Annotated in this window: 18 protein-coding genes and 1 pseudogene; 10 read left to right on the plus strand and 9 right to left on the minus strand. The window is 61.3% G+C overall.

Annotated elements, in window-relative coordinates; all coding sequences use genetic code 11:
- Nucleotides 1-6: 6 nt before the first annotated feature.
- The gene (locus IEV88_RS09650; RefSeq protein WP_188158646.1) at nucleotides 7-519 is read right to left on the minus strand and encodes a phosphoribosyltransferase; all 513 of its coding nucleotides are present in this window, start codon (nucleotides 517-519) and stop codon (nucleotides 7-9) included.
- A 20-nt stretch (nucleotides 520-539) separates the two neighbouring features.
- Complete coding sequence (locus tag IEV88_RS09655; protein ID WP_188158645.1) at nucleotides 540-1,922, minus strand: zinc-ribbon domain-containing protein; 1,383 nt, start codon at nucleotides 1,920-1,922, stop codon at nucleotides 540-542.
- A gap of 62 nt (nucleotides 1,923-1,984) precedes the next feature.
- Between IEV88_RS09655 and ftsE the strand changes: the two genes are divergently transcribed.
- From ftsE to IEV88_RS09685, 6 genes are all read left to right on the plus strand, one after another.
- Entirely contained in the window at nucleotides 1,985-2,776 is a 792-nt protein-coding gene (gene ftsE / locus IEV88_RS09660; RefSeq protein ID WP_229731448.1) for a cell division ATP-binding protein FtsE, read from the plus strand.
- Complete coding sequence (locus IEV88_RS09665; protein ID WP_188158644.1) at nucleotides 2,773-3,708, plus strand: cell division protein FtsX; 936 nt, start codon at nucleotides 2,773-2,775, stop codon at nucleotides 3,706-3,708. The genes ftsE and IEV88_RS09665 overlap by 4 nt, the downstream gene beginning before the upstream one ends.
- 137 nt (nucleotides 3,709-3,845) lie before the next feature.
- Entirely contained in the window at nucleotides 3,846-4,451 is a 606-nt protein-coding gene (locus IEV88_RS09670) for a YdcF family protein (protein ID WP_188158643.1), read from the plus strand.
- Between the two features lie 11 nt (nucleotides 4,452-4,462).
- Nucleotides 4,463-5,224: a lysophospholipid acyltransferase family protein gene (locus IEV88_RS09675; protein ID WP_206711213.1), complete on the plus strand. Its 762-nt coding sequence runs from the start codon at nucleotides 4,463-4,465 to the stop codon at nucleotides 5,222-5,224.
- A 178-nt stretch (nucleotides 5,225-5,402) separates the two neighbouring features.
- A complete protein-coding gene (locus IEV88_RS09680) occupies nucleotides 5,403-6,470 on the plus strand; it encodes a DUF2125 domain-containing protein (RefSeq protein ID WP_188158642.1) in 1,068 nt (355 codons plus the stop codon).
- Between the two features lie 272 nt (nucleotides 6,471-6,742).
- Nucleotides 6,743-8,209, plus strand: a complete 1,467-nt coding sequence (locus IEV88_RS09685; RefSeq protein WP_188158641.1) for a hypothetical protein — start codon at nucleotides 6,743-6,745, stop codon at nucleotides 8,207-8,209.
- 99 nt (nucleotides 8,210-8,308) lie between these two features.
- On the opposite strand, the pseudogene IEV88_RS09690 reads toward IEV88_RS09685, so the two are convergent.
- From IEV88_RS09690 to hisC, 3 genes and pseudogenes are all read right to left on the minus strand, one after another.
- Nucleotides 8,309-8,988, minus strand: a pseudogene (locus tag IEV88_RS09690) (isocitrate/isopropylmalate family dehydrogenase); the annotation flags it as partial.
- A gap of 60 nt (nucleotides 8,989-9,048) precedes the next feature.
- Nucleotides 9,049-9,969 carry a prephenate/arogenate dehydrogenase family protein gene (locus IEV88_RS09700; RefSeq protein ID WP_188158639.1) on the minus strand — a complete coding sequence of 307 codons (921 nt, stop codon included), beginning with the start codon at nucleotides 9,967-9,969 and terminating at the stop codon, nucleotides 9,049-9,051.
- Nucleotides 9,969-11,078 carry a histidinol-phosphate transaminase gene (gene hisC / locus IEV88_RS09705; protein WP_188158638.1) on the minus strand — a complete coding sequence of 370 codons (1,110 nt, stop codon included), beginning with the start codon at nucleotides 11,076-11,078 and terminating at the stop codon, nucleotides 9,969-9,971. The genes IEV88_RS09700 and hisC overlap by 1 nt, the downstream gene beginning before the upstream one ends.
- 134 nt (nucleotides 11,079-11,212) lie before the next feature.
- Here hisC and metX point away from each other — a divergent pair, with 134 nt between their 5' ends.
- Both metX and metW read left to right on the plus strand, forming a co-directional pair.
- The gene (metX, locus tag IEV88_RS09710) at nucleotides 11,213-12,358 is read left to right on the plus strand and encodes a homoserine O-acetyltransferase MetX (RefSeq protein WP_188158637.1); all 1,146 of its coding nucleotides are present in this window, start codon (nucleotides 11,213-11,215) and stop codon (nucleotides 12,356-12,358) included.
- Nucleotides 12,359-12,360: 2 nt separating this feature from the next.
- Complete coding sequence (gene metW, locus IEV88_RS09715; protein WP_188158636.1) at nucleotides 12,361-12,981, plus strand: methionine biosynthesis protein MetW; 621 nt, start codon at nucleotides 12,361-12,363, stop codon at nucleotides 12,979-12,981.
- Here metW and IEV88_RS09720 read toward each other — a convergent pair.
- Complete coding sequence (locus IEV88_RS09720; protein ID WP_188158635.1) at nucleotides 12,955-13,728, minus strand: class I SAM-dependent methyltransferase; 774 nt, start codon at nucleotides 13,726-13,728, stop codon at nucleotides 12,955-12,957. The two genes, metW and IEV88_RS09720, sit on opposite strands and share 27 nt — an antisense overlap.
- 85 nt (nucleotides 13,729-13,813) lie before the next feature.
- On the opposite strand from IEV88_RS09720, the gene gloB reads away from it, so the two are divergent.
- Nucleotides 13,814-14,602, plus strand: coding sequence for a hydroxyacylglutathione hydrolase (gene gloB / locus IEV88_RS09725; RefSeq protein ID WP_188158634.1), 789 nt, complete (start codon nucleotides 13,814-13,816; stop codon nucleotides 14,600-14,602).
- On the plus strand, nucleotides 14,602-15,006 hold the full coding sequence (locus IEV88_RS09730; protein WP_188158633.1) for a cupin domain-containing protein: 405 nt from the start codon (nucleotides 14,602-14,604) through the stop codon (nucleotides 15,004-15,006). Before gloB ends, IEV88_RS09730 begins: the two co-directional genes overlap by 1 nt.
- Before the next feature lie 18 nt (nucleotides 15,007-15,024).
- On the opposite strand, the gene IEV88_RS09735 is transcribed toward IEV88_RS09730, so the two are convergent.
- The 3 genes from IEV88_RS09735 to IEV88_RS09745 all read right to left on the minus strand — a co-directional run bounded on the left by IEV88_RS09735 (nucleotide 15,025) and on the right by IEV88_RS09745 (nucleotide 19,909).
- The gene (locus tag IEV88_RS09735) at nucleotides 15,025-15,459 is read right to left on the minus strand and encodes a hypothetical protein (RefSeq protein WP_188158632.1); all 435 of its coding nucleotides are present in this window, start codon (nucleotides 15,457-15,459) and stop codon (nucleotides 15,025-15,027) included.
- Between the two features lie 87 nt (nucleotides 15,460-15,546).
- Nucleotides 15,547-16,644 carry a DUF4908 domain-containing protein gene (locus IEV88_RS09740; protein ID WP_188158631.1) on the minus strand — a complete coding sequence of 366 codons (1,098 nt, stop codon included), beginning with the start codon at nucleotides 16,642-16,644 and terminating at the stop codon, nucleotides 15,547-15,549.
- Nucleotides 16,645-16,768: 124 nt separating this feature from the next.
- Nucleotides 16,769-19,909 carry a TonB-dependent receptor gene (locus tag IEV88_RS09745; protein ID WP_188158630.1) on the minus strand — a complete coding sequence of 1,047 codons (3,141 nt, stop codon included), beginning with the start codon at nucleotides 19,907-19,909 and terminating at the stop codon, nucleotides 16,769-16,771.
- Nucleotides 19,910-19,991: the final 82 nt, after the last annotated feature.

The raw sequence follows: 19,991 nt of genomic DNA on the forward strand, positions 1-19,991 counted from the left end.
TTTGGCCTAAAGCGCGCCAATGAACGGAAGGCCTCGTTTCTGGCCGGCATCGTCCATGCCATAGCCGACGAGGAAATCGTCCGGACCCGCCGTGAAGGCGGCATAATCGGCGTGGACCGGCTCTGCCCGGCCCGTCTGCTTGTCGACGGCAACGGCGATCTTCACGCCGGCCGCGCCGCGTTCCTCCATCAGCCTGGCCGCGAAATAGAGGCTGCGGCCTGAGTCGAGCACATCGTCGGCGAGCAGCACGGTCTTGCCCTCGATTGGCTTGGTCAGGTCCTTCAACAGCTTCACGACGCCTGACGAGGTATGCTTGTCGCCGTAACTCGCCAGATGCAGCGTGTCGATGAAGCAGTCGCCACCGGCGCGGTTGATGGCGCGGGCAAGGTCTGCGCCGAACACGAAGCCGCCCGTCAGGATCGGGATCAGCACGAAGTCGGTGCCGAGGTCCGCGACGATCTTCTCGCCCAGCGTGACGAGGCGTCCGGCGATCTGGTCTTCCGTATAAAGAGTGCGCATGCGTGCCCTTCGGTCTCGTATCAGTCTCTCATGCGGGTCAGGGGCGCTGGCTGCTGCGCCTCGCCCCAGCCGCTGGTCGTCTTTCGCATGAAATAGGCGTTGCCGCCAAGCCCGCCTTCCAGCGCGGCGATCACTTCCGGCTGGCTGCGTTCCAGCGCGGCGCGTTCTTCGGCATTCATCACATCGATCCTGACCTGAGCTGTCCCCGCGGGCGCCAGCGCCCTCGTGCGGAAGGGCGTCTCGCTTTGCGGCGACAACTGCCCTGCGCCCTCCAGCCTGAACGCCCAGCTCGACAGGACGCGACCGTCGGGATCCAGGGCATCGGCGCGGATCAGCGGTGACTTCACCACGTCGCGACCCTGATGGCTGACCGATCCGGCAAGCTCGATGACCGGCCCCTGCGGCGAGCGGGCATAGCGATGCGTGATGGTGGAAATCTCCACCGGCTCCGGCCCGCCGATCATGCCAAAGGCAGTATAGGCGGCCCCGGCCTGGGGCCAGGCCTGGGCGATGTCGGTGCGCATGAAGATACCGGCATAGGCGACGGCGGCAATGGCGGCGTAGAACCCCGCCCAGCCGAGAAATTTCTTCGGCGTCATGCGGCGGCGGGCACGGCGCAGCTGTTCCATCCGCCATTCGGAGACCTTGCGGTCACCGGGAGTGAGCAGTCTTTCGACCCGGGCCTCGCGCCCGCGCAACAGCGTTCCGAGGACGCCATCAGCGCGGTCGGCGACGCCTTCCATCAGGGCGACGAGCCCGCGCACCACGCTGCGGAAGGCGCCGGGGGAATTTTCCGACGGTGCATCCGTTTCGGCCGCGAGCGACTCGTTAGGAGGCGCCCTCATCTCGCTGCGCGAACCGGCCTTGCCGGTTGCCGTGCCAGGGCGCGGCGGCGTCAGCGGTTCTTGCCCTGGCCCGTGCTCATGTTGGCTGACCAGCCGGGCTATCGCCGGCATGGTGAGGGCAGCATCGATGCGCTCGTCGACGGTTTCGGTCTGATTGCCTGCAGGACCGATTTCATGCCAGTCGGCCTCGATGATCCGCTCGTCCCGATCATCGATGTCAGCCTCGGGAGCGGCGCCGAAATAGGTCCCGGTTGCGCTCTCGTCTTCGATCGCCTCATCTTCATAGCTGTCAAACAGCGCTGCCAGCGCTGCCGACCCCTGGCTGGAGCGGGCCGGGCGGGAGAACCCTGACGCGGCACGACCGGCGGTCGCCGACATTGGGCGTGACCGGTCCCAGCGCGGTATGGTTTCGCCCATACCATAGGAGGCGGTGGCAGCGGCGCGCATCGCCAGCCATGAATGATGACAGGACGCACATTTGACAGAGCGGCCCTGTGGCGGAATGCTGCCGGGCGGCACATCGTATCGGGTGGAACAGGTAGGGCAAATCAGTTTCATTCTCTCTGCCCCGAGCCAGAATCAGTCTTGTATTGCCAGCTAGTATCATAACCGGAGTAAGCGTGGACCCGATTGCGGAATTCAACATGGTGGGCCTGTCCTATGACGGGCAGATTGACGTGCTCAAGGACGTCAATCTGGTCATCCGCAATGGCGACTTCCGCTTCCTGACCGGGCCGTCCGGCGCCGGCAAGACGTCGCTGCTGAAGATGATCTATCTTGCCCACAAGCCGACAAGCGGCTCGCTGTCCCTGTTCGGCCAGAATGTTGCCAACATGCCGCGCAGCGACCAGCCCGCCATCAGGCGGCGTATCGGCGTGGTCTTCCAGGAATTCCGGCTGCTGGATCATCTAACGGCCTTTGAAAACGTGGCCCTGCCCATGCGCGTGGCGGGCGTTAACCAACTGGATTACCGCCAAGACGTAACCGAACTCTTAACATGGGTGGGACTGGGCCGGAAGATGGACGCCCTGCCCGCAACCCTGTCGGGCGGGGAGAAGCAGCGCGTGGCCCTGGCCCGGGCGCTGGTGTCCAAGCCGGACCTGATTCTTGCCGACGAACCGACGGGCAATGTCGATCCGATCATGGGCGAGCGCATCATGCGGCTGCTGGTGGAGTTGAACCGGCTCGGAACCGCGGTGATCGTAGCCACCCACGACCTTGCCCTGGTGCGCCGGATGAAAAAGAACATCCTGCGCCTGAAGGATGGTACGCTGACCCTGCACGGGCCACTGAAGGATGCCGCCCCAGCAGGCCCCGGCACGAGCGCGGCGTCGACACCCTATACCGAGGCAAGCGCCACCGGCGACCGGCTCGACGAGGCTGAACCCGAAGCCGCCCGGAGATCCTCATGAGCCTCGAGCCCTTAGACGCAGACGCGGTCGCCGAGGCTGATCACGGACCACGGGCAAAGCGCATGCCGCTTCTGCCCGAGGCCGGCGCCGCGGGCGCACCCCTGACGGCCGTCATCGCGGTGATCTGCTTTCTCGCCGCCCTCGCCCTGACAGGCTTCTTTTCGGTGTCAAAGGCAGCGCGGGACTGGACGGCGGATCTGCGCGGCTCGATCACCATCCAGGTGAAGGGAAGCGATGTTGGCGAGATCGCCGCCAATACCGAGACCGTCATGGAGTTCCTGCAAGGCACGGAAGGCATTCTGAGTGCCGAGGCCCTGACCCGCGAGGAAGCCGGCAAGCTGCTGGAGCCGTGGCTCGGCAAGGGTAACCTGCCCGCCAGCCTGCCGGTACCGGGCATCATCGCCGTTGAAGTGGCGCCCTCAATGCGCGGGGAACTCGACAGCCTGGCATCGAGCCTTGCCGGCGTCGCGCCGAATGCCACGATTGACGATCACGGGGCGTGGAATGCAAGCCTCGCCGCCTCGGCCCGTGTTATCCAGATTTTTGCCTTCGGCGTCTTCATGCTGATTATGGGCGCCGTCTGCACTGTCATCATCTTTGCTGCGCGGGCGGGCCTTGCCGCCAACCGGGAAGTCGTCGACGTGCTGCACCTCGTCGGCGCAACCGACACCTTCATCGCCAAGGAAGTACAGAGACGCTTCTTCATTCTCGGGCTGCGCGGTTCGATCATTGGCGTTGTCGCGGCAGGTGCGGCGGTCGCCAGTGCCGTCCTGCTGCTTGGCGGATCGATCGCCAACAGCTATTTCCTGCCGTCCTTTTCGACCGATTCAGGCCTGTTTCTGTGGCTGCTGATCGTACCCCTGCTCACCTGCCTCGTCGCGGCATGGAGTGCCCGCACGACCGTTCTCAAGACCCTCGAAAAGCGGTTCTGATACCGGTTTCGCTAACCGGTCTGGCATGTCTGTGCCACATTACAACCGGTTAGCTTGCCAGCATCGACAAATGCGCTAATCTTTGGAGCTTGGGGCCTGATGAACCGGCTTCAGTGTGGGGTAAGGCAGGACAGGCTTTGATACGCTTCGTTGGACAATTGCTGATCGTTTTCGCCCTCCTCTGGGCCGGCGGCTTTGCCCTTTTCGTCTCGAAGGTTCCGCGCGAGGGCAATGAGATTGCCTCCCTGCAACTGGAAAACTCCGATCCAGCCGAGACCGGCATCGTCGCGCTGACGGGCGGCGGCCTGTCGCGGATCCGCGCGGCGGTGACCCTGATGGAGTCCGGGAATGGCACCAAGGTGTTGATCACCGGCACCCACCCGGACACCAGGGAAGAAGAGCTCGCCGCCTATATCGAGAACTCAGCTGCCCTGTTCGAATGCTGTATCGAGCTTGGCCAGCGCGCGCTGACCACCAGGGGCAATGCCATCGAAACGCGTGACTGGGTCGACGAAAACGGCTTTGAACGTATCATCGTCGTGACCACCGACTATCACATGCCGCGTGCGATCGCGGAAATCCGCCATTCGATGCCGCAGACCCAGGTCATCGCCTGGCCCGTCGCTTCCCCCATTGCGCCTGCGCAGGGCTGGATTGAATCGGGGGAAGCGTGGCAGGTTCTGGTGACCGAGTATAACAAGTTTCTGCTGGTACGGATGGCCCAGGTGCTGCGGCTGGAATAGGGAAGGCCACAATGCTGACCACCTTGCGGTCTGCCGCATACGGCATATTGATGCCGTTGAGCGCTCTTGTCACCGGCCTCGTCTGCCTGCCCAGTGTTTTGAGACGGGACTGGGCCCTCGCCGTATGCAAGGTGTGGGGCCGGCTGGCGCTTGGCATGCTGAAAGTCGTCTGCGGCACGGACTATCGCATCGAAGGCCGGGGCAATATGCCGGATGGCCCCGCCCTGCTCGCCGTCAAGCACCAATCCATGTGGGAGACCATCGCGCTTGCCGTGCTGCTGCCCAATCCGTGTTTCGTCCTGAAGAAAGAACTCATCGCCATACCCGTCTTCGGCTGGTGGTGCCGCGCGGCAGGCTTCATCGCGGTAGACCGCGCCGCCGGAGCGAACGCGATGCGCCAGATGCTGGACGCGGCAAGAGAGCGCCTCGATGAAGGCTGCCAGATCCTGATCTTTCCGGAAGGAACTCGGATCGCCCCTGGCGAGACTGGCACCTATCATCCGGGCGTTGCAGGGCTGTACAAGGCGCTCGGCACGCCCTGCGTCCCCGTCGCCCATAATTCCGGACTGTTTTTTCGTTATCCAGGCATCCGCCGCGAGCCCGGCACGATCACGCTGACCTTCCTGCCGCCGATAGAGCCCGGGATGAAACGGTCGCAATTCCTCGCCGAGGTAAAGAGCGCGATCGAGACCGAGGCCCTGCGCCTCGTCGCCCCGGCGCCTTCGGGAAAAGCGGCTGAACGGGGTGCGGACAAGTCGGAATACCTTCGATGAGTCCACACCTTGCAGATATCACCGAGATGAACCGGATCGCGAGCGACCGCCTTCTGAGACGGCATTAAACTTATGACACTGGGACAATCTGGTGCTGTTAACGGCACGCCACGGCTTGTAGGATGTGCTTCCAAGGTATCGTCGGGGTAAAGGCGCGGCGCGAAAAACGGGGTTAGGAATGAACACTTACGCTCAGGATGATCAGCCGCGGGCATCGCGATGGATGCTGTTCCTGCCACTGGTGATCGGCGCCGCTCTCGTCGTCATCTACTGGTTCGTATGGTCATGGGGCGCTGGCGTCATGCGCGAAGAGATTGCCAACTGGAAGACGGCGCAGGAAAGCGCAGGGCTGACGATAGAGCACGGGCCGATGAAAGTTACCGGCTTCCCCTTCGTGTTGCGGGCGGAGTTGCCAGATCCCTACATCGCCAATACTGCCGCTGGCTGGGCGTGGCAGGCGGAAATGCTCTATGCCGATACGCCGCCGCTTTCGCCGAACCGAATCATCCTGTCGCCCGAGGGCGATCAGCAGCTGAACCTGACCGATGACAGCGGCCCGAATATCTGGAACCTGACGGCGGCAATCTTCCGCATCAGCCTCGCCGAGGCCAAGACCGGTCTCGATATTCGCGGCCTCGTTGCCCGTCCCGAGCGGCCCGGTGACGGCGATATCGCGGCGCTGGAAATCGGCTCTGTCATGGCCAATACGCTGATCACGGAGAATCCGGAGAATGGCAGAAGTGGCGACCTTGGCCGCTTTGCCCTGTCTGCACGCGATATCGTCTTCGAGAAGGCCGATGGCACACCGCCGCTCGCCTTTGCCGAGGTCGATCTGTCCGTGGTGGCCACGGCGATCGGCACGGTGATGACCCGGCAGGGCGGCGAAAGCAATGCCGCCGCCTGGCAGCGCGGCAATGGCGAACTGGTCATCGAGGGCCTGCGCCTCGTCGTGTCCGATGGCCGTCAGGCGATCCCGACGCAGCTTCGTGCCAATGGAACCCTGACCCTCGACAGCGAGCATTTCCCCGCCGGGACCATCGAATTGACACTGAAGGATCACCTTGCCCTTGTCTCCGTGCTGCGCGAGCAGGGCCTGATCACGCAGGAGGAATCGGAACAGGCCGACAATGCCCTGCGCTTCCTGTCACAGGCCATGGGCGAGGAGATCAAGGCGCCCCTGCAATTGCGCAACGGCAAGCTGCGCCTTGGCCCCGTCGCGATCATGGATCTCGACCGGATAGGCTGAAGGGCGTCGGCTGGCTGGCTTATCCGTTCCGAACTGCGGCTCCAAAGCGGTTCGGCAAATACCGTCCCGATCGTCGCAACCCTCGATGGCAGGGCACCTCTCGCGCCGGATGACACCTGGCACTGCTGGACAGTGCCGTCAGGCAATGGCGACCGATCCCTCCAAACGGGGGATGCCGGGCGAGACAATAGGCGACGCATCCCCGGAATGGGGTATTGTTTCTGAAGGGAAGCAGAAGGATAGTCTGAATTGTGTTTTCAGGAAGCGCATTCATGTTGTCAGTTCTGCGCGCCGCAGTCGCCCTCTGCTCTATAGTTGCATTCTCCTCAACCGCACACGCTCAGTCTCAAAGCTCGCTCGATAGCCCAACCTGCATGATCTGGAACGAGGCACCGATAGCTGATGTTCTGGCGAAGGATGAATTCTACACCCACGAGCTCTTCATCTGGTTCTGGCATACCTATGGCTACGATCAGGTCAGTAAGATGCCGGAATGGGTCAGTCAGCAGGATCGTTTTGCCGAATGCTTTGACGGGAAGGCGAAAGGCAAGTGTGGGTTCAAGTCCAGCAGCTCCATCAGGAAGGCGCTCGAGAAAAACAGCACCGCCGAGCTGTCTGAAAGTACGCTGAAGAAACTGTTTGAAGGCGGCCCACCCCCTGAAGCCATTACGTTTGCAATGAAGAGTCTGGGCACCTGCTTCGGCGATGACCCATCGCTCCCGACACTTGATGAACTTGGCCTGTTCGCTGGCGAGTTTGATATCCAGGTGTGCTCAAAACCAGCCACGGAACTTGAACTTCGTCCTGAAAAGCTTGGAGATGACCTCGCTGCCTATCGTAGCTGGGGCGTTGCTCTGCGCCGATATATGTCCAGACCCGGCGTGTTTGATCGACGCAAGGAATGTCGCGTTGCGCCCATAGCGGCCAGGCCACTCATGCAGGAATATCTGGGCCGCGTTGAGAAACGCGAACGCGAGATCGCAGCCTACGAAAATCGGTCTGTCGCGGAGCGGGTCGCCGGTCTCAACGCCATGCAGATTGCCTATAGCCTCGTCTATCGCACCAACTCCGGGGAACACGAGCCCACACGTCCGATGCCTCAGGGCTCTTTTGACTGGCAGGCAAACTACGCCCAAAAAGTCAGAGACGGGTATCCCGAACCGGGGATACCTCAGGCCGTTATGGACTGGGCACTGGAGCAACCACTGACCCGGTTTGAACCGGTCGAAGATCCCTTTGAAGCCCGCTATCGCCTTCACGAAGCAGAGCTGACGGATGAGATCTGGGCGCGCCATGTTGCCTCGCGCCTTAACAAACTTGCACCACAGACCCCTCGCATCAGGGTGAATGAGGGGTGCGACATTCTCATGAATATCGTCCGCAACGACATCCAGTTTGGAAAACGCACACCTCAGACCAGAGGCGAAGCGGAATACTATCGGCTCGTCTCACAAAGCCGGCCGTCTTGGGCGCAGATCATGTGCAATGAGACCCCGGCCGCAATTTTTGAGAACGCAAAAACGCGCTACGAAGTGACGCAGCGGGAAAAGGCTGAGAAGGCGAACAGACTAGCAGAGCCCCAAGCCCCCAATGAATGGGACGAAATCCTCAAAGGGCTGAACGACTACGCCAACCGCCCCAGCAGCAAAAGCGGACCATATCAACCACCCACAACGCGCTGTTATACCACCGGCTATACCGAGTCTGGCCTCGCCAACCGGGTCTGTTTCGAAAACTGAGCGGTCGCCTGGCAAGCGACACAGGCGACGGCCAGAAAGGCCGGGAGCGTGACAGGCGGCTTGCCGTCCCGCTCCCGGAGCCGTCCCCGCCCCTTGCCTTTATTGTCCCTGCCCAAGCGAAAAACCCGGCTCACCGTCGAAGGTGTAGAGATTTTCTGTCTTGATGAAGTCGACGCCGCCATAATGCAGATTGCGCAGTAGCTCGAGCAGCATCGCCTTGTTGAACTGCTTGTCTTGTGCAGCTTCGAATCGGCAGCGCCAATGATCCGTACAGAAAGTTTCCGGCAGGCCGTTCGGCCAGACCTTTACACCCCGATTGGTGATCATGGTCAGCGAGAAGACATGGTTTTCCGCCGTACGCAGTGCCTTTGCCAGCGTGTCGGGGGTCACCCGGCGCCTGGACGAAGACATCGACCCGACGAGCTTTTTCTCAGCCGGCACGTTACGGCGCGCCGTCGCGCCGGGCACGGCGAGCGGCTTGGCCGCACTGTAGTCCAACATCGGCAGGCTTTCCGGCAATTGGCCTAGCCGCGCGATCACGGCATTGGCGAAGTCTAGCGTGCCGACCCGTTGTTTCGACACACCCTCACGCCAGAGATGTCGGCGCTGTGGATACCGTCCTCGATCGTCTTCAGCCAGGCATTATGGACACGTCCGGCCACCTCACCCTGCCCGATATGGACCAGCATCATGACCCCAGCCATCAACAGCCCTGACGGGTTGGCGATGTTCTTGCCGGCAATGTCGGGCGCGGAACCGTGGATCGCCTCGAACATGGCGCCGAACGCTTGCGGGAATACATCGTCCGCGAACTGGAGCACGGACGGTATCGTTAGGGCTCAACCCTTCTTGTCGCGGCCGAAATTCGGTTCGGCGCTTTCCTGGCCGGCTTCGATGATCGCCTTGCGCAGACCGCGCGAGCGGGCAAAGGCCTTTTCCAGTGCCTCGCCATCGCCCCAGCGGATCGCCCTCTGCATCACGGCAAGTTCCTCGGAAAAACGGCCCAGCACTTCCAGTACCGCTTCCTTGTTGTTGATGAAGACGTCGCGCCACATGATCGGGTCGGAAGCTGCGATACGGGTAAAGTCCCTGAATCCGCCTGCGGAATATTTCACAACTTCCGCCTCATTGACGCTTTCGACGTCATCGGCGGCACCGACCAGCGTATAGGCAATCAGGTGCGGCAGGTGGGAGGTGACAGCCAGGGCAAGATCGTGATGCTTCGCATCCATTTGCACGACATCAGAGCCAAATGCCCGCCACAGCGCATCGACCCGGGCGAGCGACCGGCCATACGCTTCGTCGCTCCGTTCCATCGGTGTGATGATACACCAGCGGTTGCGGAACAGGGTGGCAAAGCCCGCGGCCGGGCCGGAATGCTCCGTCCCCGCAACCGGATGCGCGGGCACGAAGTGCACGCTGTCGGGCAGGCCTTGCGCCGCCTCGATCACGGAGCCCTTGCACGAGCCGACATCCATAACGACCGTGCCAGCCTTGGCGGAAGCCAGTTGCGGCAGGATCTTGCCGATGGCGCCGACGGGTGTCGACAGGACGACGAGATCGCTCTGGGCCACCGCGTTTTCGAGACTATCCGCCGCCTCGTCGATCACACCCAGCCTCAGTGCCTCGGCACGAACGTCAGCAGAAAGATCATAACCGACGACTTTCGTCGTGCCTGCACTGGCGCGCGCCGCATGGGCAACGGACGACCCGATCAAGCCGATCCCGACAATGGCGATCGTTTCAAAGGGCTCGTCCATCACTGGCTCGCAAACTCGGAGATGGCATTGAGGCAGACATCATTCGCCTCCGTCGAGCCGATGGAGATCCGCACATAATCCGGCAGGAAATAGCCGCCCATCTGGCGCACGGTGACGCCGCGCGTCTTCAGGAATTCGATCAGCGCGGTGACATCCTCGACCGGCGCATCGCCCCGGCCTTTCGCCAGCACGAAATTGCCATGGCTGTCACCGACCTCGAAGCCAAGGCCGCGCAGGCGCTGGGTGACGCGGGCCCTTTCGCGCCGGTTGTGGTCGCGATTGTCGTCGACGAACTCGTCATCGCTGACGGCAGCGACGCCTGCCTCGATGGCGGAGAGAGAGACGTTGAACGGCCCGCGCACCTTGTTCAGCACCTCGGCGATGGATGGCGGGCAATAGGCCCAGCCGAGCCGTAACCCGCCAAGGCCGTAAATCTTGGAGAATGTCCGAGTCATGACGGTGTTTTCCGCCCCGGTGCCGATCGCCGCCCGCACCAGCGACGTGCCCTCGTCGTAATCGACCCAATCCATATATTCCGCATAGGCCGCATCGACGACAAGCAACACATCCTCGCGCAGGCCCTCGCGCAGGCGGGCCAGTTCCTCGCCCGATATCGCCGTGCCCGTCGGGTTGTTCGGATTGGCGATAAACAGGATCCGGGTATTCTCATCGACCTGCGCCAGCAGGGCATCGACATCGGCGGTGAGGTTTTTCTCCTCGGCGAATTTCGTGCTCGCGCCGCACCCCTGGGCGAGGATGTGATAGACCGAGAAGCCATGACGCGACATGACGATATTGTCGCCGGGCCCGAGATAGGCCTTGCACAACAGCTGCAGGATCTCGTCGGAGCCGGCGCCACAGACGATCAACTCAGGCGCAAGACCATAGCGGGCCGCGAGCGCCTCGCGCAGGACCCGGGCCGATCCGTCGGGATAGATATGCAGCTTGCCCGCCGCCGCCTCATAGGCCTCCATCGCCTTCGGGCTCGGGCCCAGCGCGCTCTCGTTCGAGGCCAGCTTGTAGACCGGGCCGTCAAACCCCGTGACGGCAGAGCCGGGCACATAGGGCTTGATCTCGTCGATACCGGGACGGGGCTGCGGTCGGGTCATGCTCAAATCCGTTTCCTGTTTCGCTGGCAATTCTTGTATCCCGTGCGGGGCCTGCTATAGAGCACGCTTTGTGGCGCAACTGGCGTCGGCTTTCAATAGCCGCCGCCTTAACTGAAGGTCAGGGCGAGATTCGCATGCCCAGCACGCGTGAACCTTACTGCCTGCTGCCAGACGGTGCCAGCGACGTGCTGACGCTGACCGACCCGCTGCCACTCGATTCAGGCGAGACGCTGTCGGGTGTGCAGGTCGCCTACAGGACCTGGGGCCAGTTGAACGCGGCCAAATCCAACGCCATCATGATCTGCCATGCGCTGACCGCCGACCAGTTCGCGGTCGAGGATCACCCGGTCACCGGCAAACCCGGCTGGTGGCAGCACCTTGTCGGCCCAGGCAAGCTGATCGACACAGACCGCTATTTCGTCATCTGTTCCAACGTACTGGGCGGCTGCATGGGCACGACCGGCCCGTCCTCGATCAATCCAGCGACGGGCAAGCCCTATGGCCTGTCCCTGCCGGTCATCACGCTGGGCGACATGGTGCGCGCACAGGCGCGGCTGGTCGATCATCTCGGCATAGACCGGCTGCTCGCCGTCATCGGCGGGTCGATGGGCGGCATGCAGGTGCTGCAATGGGCAGCAGATTACCCTGACAGGGTCATTGCCGCCGCGCCGATCGCCACCGCCTCGCGCCACACACCCCAGAATATCGCCTTTCATGAAGTCGGCCGCCAGGCGGTGATGGCCGACCCCGCCTGGGCCGATGGCGATTATTACGAGACCGGAATACGCCCCGAAAAAGGTCTCGCCGTCGCCCGCATGGCCGCTCATATCACCTATCTGTCGGAAAATTCGCTGAACCGCAAATTCGGCCGCAATCTGCAGGAACGCGACAAGGTCGGCTTTTCCTTCGATGCGGATTTCCAGGTCGAGAGCTATCTGCGCTATCAGGGGCGCAGCTTCGTCGACCGCTTCGACGCCAATTCCTATCTCTACATCACCCGGGCGATGGACTATTTCGACCTCGCGCGCGGCACGACGCTGGCCGATACCTATCGCGCCTGCAAGGCGCGCTTCCTGCTGGCGAGTTTCACGACCGACTGGCTCTATCCGACGGTCGAGAGCCGTCACATCGTCCGCGCCCTGCATGCCGGCGGCGCTGACGTGTCCTTCGTCGAGATCGAAAGCGACAAGGGGCATGACGCCTTCCTGCTCGACGAGCCGGAATTCTTTGACGTGCTCGGCGGCTGGCTGAAATCGGTTGCTGCGGAACAGGGGGTCTGATCATGGCGTCCCTCTCCCGGCTCGACCTGCAGCATATCGCCTCCCTCGTCGAAACAGGCTCACGCGTGCTCGATGTCGGCTGCGGCGATGGCGAACTGCTTACTCTGCTGCGCGACAGCCGCGCAGCACAGGGGCGCGGTCTGGAGATCAGCCGCGAGGGCGTCTCAAACAGTGTCGCCAAGGGTCTGTCGGTCGTGCAAGGCGATGCCGATACCGATCTTGCCGAATATCCGGATGATGCGTTCGATTACGTCATCCTGACACGGACGATCCAGGCGGTGCGGCGCCCCGACCTGACCCTGGCCGAGGCACTTCGCATCGGACGCCGGGCCGTGGTTTCCTTTCCCAATTTCGGCTACTGGAAAGTCCGGCTCAATTTGTTGTTCGCGGGACGTATGCCGAAATCCCGCGCCCTGCCGGCCAGCTGGTTTGAAACGGACAATATCCATTTGTGCACGATCGCCGACTTCGTCGCATTATGCACGCACAAGGGTATAAGGATCGAGGCGGCCTATTCCGCTGCCAGCAACACAAAGCCTGAACCGTATGAGCCGACGGGCGCGACGCTCGCCCTGCGCAATTTGCTGGCCGAGGAATCAATCTTCATTCTCACCAAAGGGTGAATTCCGGCCAGCCGATGAAGACGCCCGCCTGTTGCCCTGCAGGCCAGCGGGCCGCAGGACACGGGCAGGATTGAGCACCTCTGCCTTTGTACCCGAAACCGGCATGGCGATTTCCTTGACCGCCTCGACCAGTGTCACGCCTGCCAGCGCCGACCACAGGTGATGCCCCGCCCGCTCCCACGCCTTCGAGGCGCGGATCATGAAGGAATAATCGAGCGGCGGAAAATACAGCGCCGAGGTCCAGGCGGCGGGCGTGAACATCGCGCCCTTCAACAGCCGTGACAGCTGGGTGCGCGACCAGGGCCGGCCGGCGGAAAAGGGCGTAGATTCGATCATCGCCCAAGGGCCGCGCCGGTGCGGGGCGACGATGATCAGCCGCCCGTCATCGGCCAGAACGCGCCAGACCTCCCGCATCAGGCGACGGGGGGCCGCTGCCTCTTCCAGCCCGTGCACGATCAGGATGCGGTCCATCGACGCATCGGGCAACGGCCAGAACAGGTCAGAGGTCAGGCAGCTGGCGCAGCCATGCAGGTCGCTGACATAGCCCATGCCCTCGGGGATCAGGCACAGGCTGCGCTCCGTCGCCCTGAATATCGGCATATAGGGCGCTGTATAGCCGAACCCCGCGACGCGGCATCCTGCAGTATTGCCCCAGGCTTCTTCCAGCCGGCCTGCGATGAAGCCACGCGCCGCCTCGCCGAGGGCACTGTCGTAAAAAGACTGTATATCCAGAATATCCGTGCGCATGACTTACTTTTTACCGTTCGCAGTATCGCCATCATCGGCAGCAACGCTAAACTAATGCGGGTGAGACCATGCCGAAAGGATTAATATGTCGTTCTTCCACCAGATAGGCGGCGTTCAGATCAGTCAGTTCCCGTGCCTGTCTGACAATTACGGTTTCCTGATCCACGATCCGCAGACTCACGCCTGTGCCGCCATCGACACGCCAGATGCCGAGGCGGTCAATGTCGCCCTCGAAGAACGCGGCTGGCAGCTGACCGATATCTTCAACACCCATTGGCATCCAGACCATACCGGTGGCAACGGGGCGCTGAAGGAACGCTGGGCGTGTACCGTCACCGGACCGCAAGCCGAAGATGGCCGTATCCCCGTGGCTGACAGGCTGGTCAACGAGGGCGACACCGTCAGACTTGGCGGCTTCAGTGGCCACGTCATCGAAACGCCGGGCCATACGCGTGGCCATATCATCTATCACTTCGACTCGGCAGGTATAGCCTTTGTCGGGGACACTTTGTTCGCGCTGGGCTGCGGGCGTTTGTTCGAAGGGACCGCCGCCGTGATGTGGCCATCGCTGAAAAAGATCCGTGCCCTGCCGGCGGAGACGGTCGTCTTTTGCGCCCATGAATATACCCAGTCCAATGCACGCTTTGCCGAGACGATCGAGACCAGCAACAAGGCGCTGATGGACCGCATCGCGCAGATCGACGAGAAGAGAACCAGGGGCGAGCCTACCGTGCCAACAACCATTGCGATCGAGCGCGACACCAACCCCTTTCTTCGTGCCGACATGACATCCCTGCAGGCCGATATCGGCATGGGCGGCAATGACCCGGTCGATGTGTTCGGCGAGATCCGTCAGCGCAAAGACAATTTCTGATGCGTCAACTGACCGCAGAAGACGTGATTGCCGAATTCAGGCTGCTGCCCCATCCCTTCGATGGCTGGTACGCCCGCATCGAGACGAGCGTCGCCCACCCAGTGCGCTATCACTATCTGATCAGATCGGGCGAATATGCCGCCTGGCACCGTACCGGCGGCCGGCTTGTCGTGACGCATATAGACGGCGCGCCGTTGACATTGACCCTGTCGGATGGCGGACGCGCCACGCGCTCGCATATCCTGCACGAAAGCCGCGAGCATTCCTGCATGGTCGAGGATACAGAATGGCGCACATGGGAAAGCCTCGGCCACTGGTCCCTGATGATCGTCAGTGCCGAGAGAAAATCGCATTTCCTGCGCTGGTCGCTGGCGCCGGACGACTGGCACCCTGAGCCTGGATAGGGCCCGCGACGCGAAGGCTTACAGGCTGTCTTCGAGGTAAGAGCGGGTCTGGCTGAAGCCGTTCCCGCCGGGACGGGCGCCGAATGTCAGCGTTTTCCCGTCAAGTGACGGCCCGCTGCCGTCACCGGTACAGGTGAAGGACGAAATGCCGTTCGCAACCTTGTCCGAACCGCCGCCGCGGCAGATTGCCTCAATCGCTCCGAGGGCATTGTCGCAGGCATCGGCAAGGCTTTCATCGGCCGGCCAGTCGCGGGCGCGGTTCCAGTCGATACGCGAGGAGATACGCGCGCTGCAGACATTGCCGGTATAGGCGACCTCGCTCGCAAGCTGGCGCTCTTCGGCTTGCCGGGCGCGCAACTCCTTCAGCGGGCTCTGAGCCGAGGCAACCGTCGAAACGGTGGCAACAGCGAGGCCCGCACCGAGGGCAACTAGTCTAGACAATGCGCTTTTCATCAACTTTTCTTCCTATCGGGAGAAAGACAATAAACCATGAATGGGACGCGGCAACGGCCTGATCGCGGCCAAAATGCGCCACAACGGCTAGAGCGCGCCTTCCAGATAGCGGGTCACCGCAAGGGATGACGGACGCCCCTGAAGGCCCGCTGCCGGGTTGTAGAATACCGTCAGCGCGCCATCCTGCAGCTTCATCGAGGGTTCGGCATCGGGCACGAATTCAACGACGGCAAGGCGCTCGGCAACGATTCGGGCACCAAGCGGATCGGCCGCGACCTGATCGATACCCTTTGCCGTGGTCAGCACGGCATCGGCCAGAACCGCCTGATTACCGGCATACGTGCCAGGTGCCATGAAGGTGATGTAGAAGCCGTGGCGCTGCTCTATGACCTCGGAAGCCCGGCGCATTCGTTGGGCGGCAATTTCATAGGCCATCGGCGGCGATTTCAGCGTTCCGCCAACCTTGCCCACGGGCAGGACGGCGCGACCGCCAAGCGGCACGATGGAGTCATCCTCATATCCTGCAAAGCCTTCTTCCGGCACAAACAGCGTCGCGCCCCCATTGGAGGTGACGCGCAGCACCGCCGTGCCACTCTGGTCGGTATAGGTGACGTCCCCCCGCGGCGAGCGGGTCGCGTCGAGGATCAGGATTTCCTCTGCCCTGCGGCCTGACAAAAGGGCGCATTCCAGCGTTTCATCGCTGCCGTCGCAGGGAAATCGGATAAAGCCGTAACTGCCGTCCGCCTGAAAGACGAAGGTCTCGTCGCCTTCCGTCGTCTTGTAAAGTTGCGGTGTCCGGCTTGAGAGCCGGATTGCGCTGGGGCCGCGCCGGGTCAGCATGGCCGCGAACGGGTCGAGCGGGCGGGCCTCTTCTTCCTCGACCGCCGGCGCGCCGAACAGGCTTGATGTTGCAGGCGCGTCCTCCTCGCCGATAGCGGGCCCGGCGCTGTCGCCGGCATCATCGCCGATGCCATCCTGACCGACGACAGGCGCCTCCGGGACCGGGGCAGCTTGCCCCTCCCCCGTACCAGGCTGCCCCGTCACCTGCGCTTGGGCAACACCGGACAAGGCAAAGCCGGCCAAGATCAGGAGGATGGCAAACAGGCGCCAGCCAGAGGCTGTTGCGGCACGGGGAAGTCCCCCTGCTCGCGCATGCTCTGCAAGATTTTTCAGTCCGCTTTTCATCAACCCTGTTGCTTTCACCCTGAAGCGAGGGGCCTTGTCGCATAGCAATAGGGCAAAATGCGGGCAGAAAAAAAGGGCGGTCCGAAGACCGCCCTTACGCAACTCATGCGATGCTTACGCAGTACTAGAAGTCGTAGTTAACACCGAAGCGGATTTCCCACAGGCTCGGCTCGACCTGGATCGAACCATTGTCCGTGTCCTCGCCGCGGAAGTTGGAGTAGCGGTACTGACCGTCGACTATACTGGCGTTGACGACGTCAACCGCACCCGGGAACCCTTGCTGACGCAGGACACCCCAATCGCTGTTGAGGAAATTGCCGACGTTCTCCAGGACAACGAAGGCTTGCGTCCGGTCGCCTTCACGCAGACCCGGCAGGTTCTGGGTGATCTTGAGGTCGAACTTGGTCCACCAGTCATCGTGGCAGGCGTTGCGATCAATGATTTCACCGCGGTAATCCGAGTAGCACTCGTCTTCGGCGAGGAATGACAGCAGACCATTCTCGGTCGCAGAGCTGTCATAGGTCACGAGCGGATCGTTGGCCCCGTTCGGGACATACAAAAGTTGACGGTCGAGGAAGTTGATTTCAGTGACCGCAGAGTTTCCATAAGTCAGGCTGTATGGCGACCCCTCAGAGACCTGACCGAAGAGCGAGAAGCGTGTGCCGTAGCCTGCAACAAACTCGTGCTCATAATCGGCCTGCAGTGTGAAACGATGCGGGATTTCGTAATCCGATGTAGCGGTACCGGCATTGTTCGGATCGGTCGTTACGAAGTTAGCATAGTTGGAGGAGGCCACCGACGACGTCATCGGGTTCACATCACGGGAGTCCGTGTAAGCATAGCCCAAGGTCCAGTCCAGGCCGAACTCATGGCTCTTGGACAGGGCAATCGAGGCTACGAAAGCTTCCGGTGTCGCATCCGTATTGGTCAGGATGTAATCGTCTCTGAACGGATTAAACTCGCCAGCAGCGACAATCGGACGGCCATCAGGCGCCGTACCAATAGCCGATAGGCTTGCGGATTTGACGATGGCTGCTTCCTTGGCGCGGCTGTAGAGCAGGTCTGCATTCAAGATGAAATTATTGCCGGCCCATGGCATGCCGTAAGTCGCACCATCGAAGGAGTGTGTGAGACCAAGGCTATACTTCCATTCCGACGGAATTTCGAAGTCCGGGTCGAGTGCGTTTACAGCACCTGCACCGCTTGCATTGGCAACGGCCGAGAGGGCTTCATCAGGGATGTCGAAAAGCGGCGTGCCGCCATTCGAATAGGTATAGTCCGTAATGATATTGCCGTCGCCGGAAAATCCGGCCAACGTTTGACCATTGTTGGAGTAGTTGTTCGAAATCCAGACATTTGGATTGCCGCCAGAGTAGAGGCCAACGCCGCCACGGAAGGTCAGGTCCGAACTCCAGTCATAGGTGAAGCCTAACCGCGGCTGGATGACGGATTTGCCATCCAGGTTGTCATCGTTGCGGATGCCATAGGCATTCAGGAAGTTCGGGTTGAAGGCAGGTTTGTCGTCAGAGGTAAAGAAATCACCGCGCAGACCCAGAACGAGGTTGAGCTGGTCGGTAACCTGCCACTCGTCTTGAGCATACAGCGTTGTGATCTCGTAACCGAACTCTGCAGCGCCGTCATCGGCATCGTTCGTACCGGAAGCATTCTGGTAAAGGAACTCGTCCAGATCGCCATTTTCGAAATCGTCGATGCTGGAGAACAGGAACTGACCCTGAACTCGCTGTACGAAAAGGTTGAACACTTCGAATTCTTCACGCTCGATACCCACAGTAAACAGATGGTCATTCCATGAGTAGTCAGCCTTGGCCTTGTAGGTCCACAGCTCGTAATTCAGCTCGTTGGCGTGGCGGGAGTCATCCGGACCAAGATAAACGACGGTGTCACCTACTTCGATCTGGACTTCACCGATCTGGTCGGTCAGGCCACCGTAGGAGTTCTGAATGTTATCGAGATCAAGGAAAGATACGCGCACCTCGGTGGAGAGGTTCTCGGTCCAGTCGGAGTAGAGCGAACCGGCATAAGAGTTCAGAGTCGCGCCACGCTGATAAAAGTGGTTGAATTCCGGCAGCTCATCCGGGTCACCGTCGGACGGGCTGTTCGAATAGCCGTCATTGTAGTTGTAGGTGAAGGACGCACGGTGGAAATCGTTGATGTTCCAGTCGAGTTTGAGCAGGAACTTCTCGTCTTCATTGGTCAGAGCAGTCGGCAGCCCACCGGTTTCATAGCCATAAACATCGCGTGCGATGTCGATGATACGCTGATACTCGGCATCGGTGATGCCTTTTCCTGTTGGCGTGTTGTTGCCGAACAGGTCTGAGCCTTCCTGATACTCATAGGCAGCAAAGAAGAAAAGCTTGTCCTGAATGATCGGGCCGCCGACATTAATGCCGTAGCGGTATTCGTCGAAATCACCATTGTCGATTTCACGTTCAGCGGCTTCATCGCCGCGCAGGCTGTCATTGGTATAGTCGAAGAAAGCACCGCCGTGGAATTCGTTGGTACCGGACTTGGTAACGGCGTTGATGTTACAGGCCGTGAACGAACCGTATTCGACGTCGAACGGCGCCAGCTCGACAGCAACCTGCTCGATGGCATCGTAGGAGAACGGGATACGTTCGGTCGGATAACCGTTGGAGTTCAGACCGAAATTGTCGTTCAGGCGGATGCCGTCGACGGTCAGCGAGTTGAAGCGCGGGTTTGCGCCGGCGCACTGGATCGATTCGGCAAAGGATTCGTCGAGATAAACGCGCGGGTCGATACGGATCACGTCCTTGAGGTCGCGGTTGATAGCCGGAGCGTTTTGCAGCGTGTCAAGATTGAAAACAGACGACGGGCCAGTTGCGAGGTCGGCACCAACAGTACGCCGAGCCACGATGACGATTTCGTCACCGCCGCTTTCTTCAGCAAGATCGAAAGTCAGGTTTGTGGAAGAACCGAGCTCGAGACCGAGGTCTTCGAGGCGCTCGCCCTGGAAGCCGGCGCTCTCGACGATCACGACGTAGTTGCCGCCGATCGGAAGGTTGCGCACGGAGAACTGGCCATTGCCAGTGGTTGACAGCGTACGGCTGAAGCCGGTTTGCTCGTTGATGATCGAGACGGTGGCGCCGGAAATCGGTGCGCCGTTTTCGTCGGTGACGGTACCACGAATGGAAGACGTGGTTTCCTGAGCTACCGCAGACCCGCCCCAGGCCGCTGTGATAGCCAGCGCAGCGGTGCCCGCCACAAGAAGCTTGTTGAGTTTCATCGAGAGTATTCCCCAATTAAATATGAATTTCTGGCACGAGCCATTGAGGCTGCTCTTAGGCCCGGAGTACGACAGAAATATT

Origin of the sequence: Aquisalinus flavus (assembly GCF_014640095.1) — a bacterium.
Lineage (GTDB): Bacteria > Pseudomonadota > Alphaproteobacteria > Caulobacterales > Parvularculaceae > Aquisalinus > Aquisalinus flavus.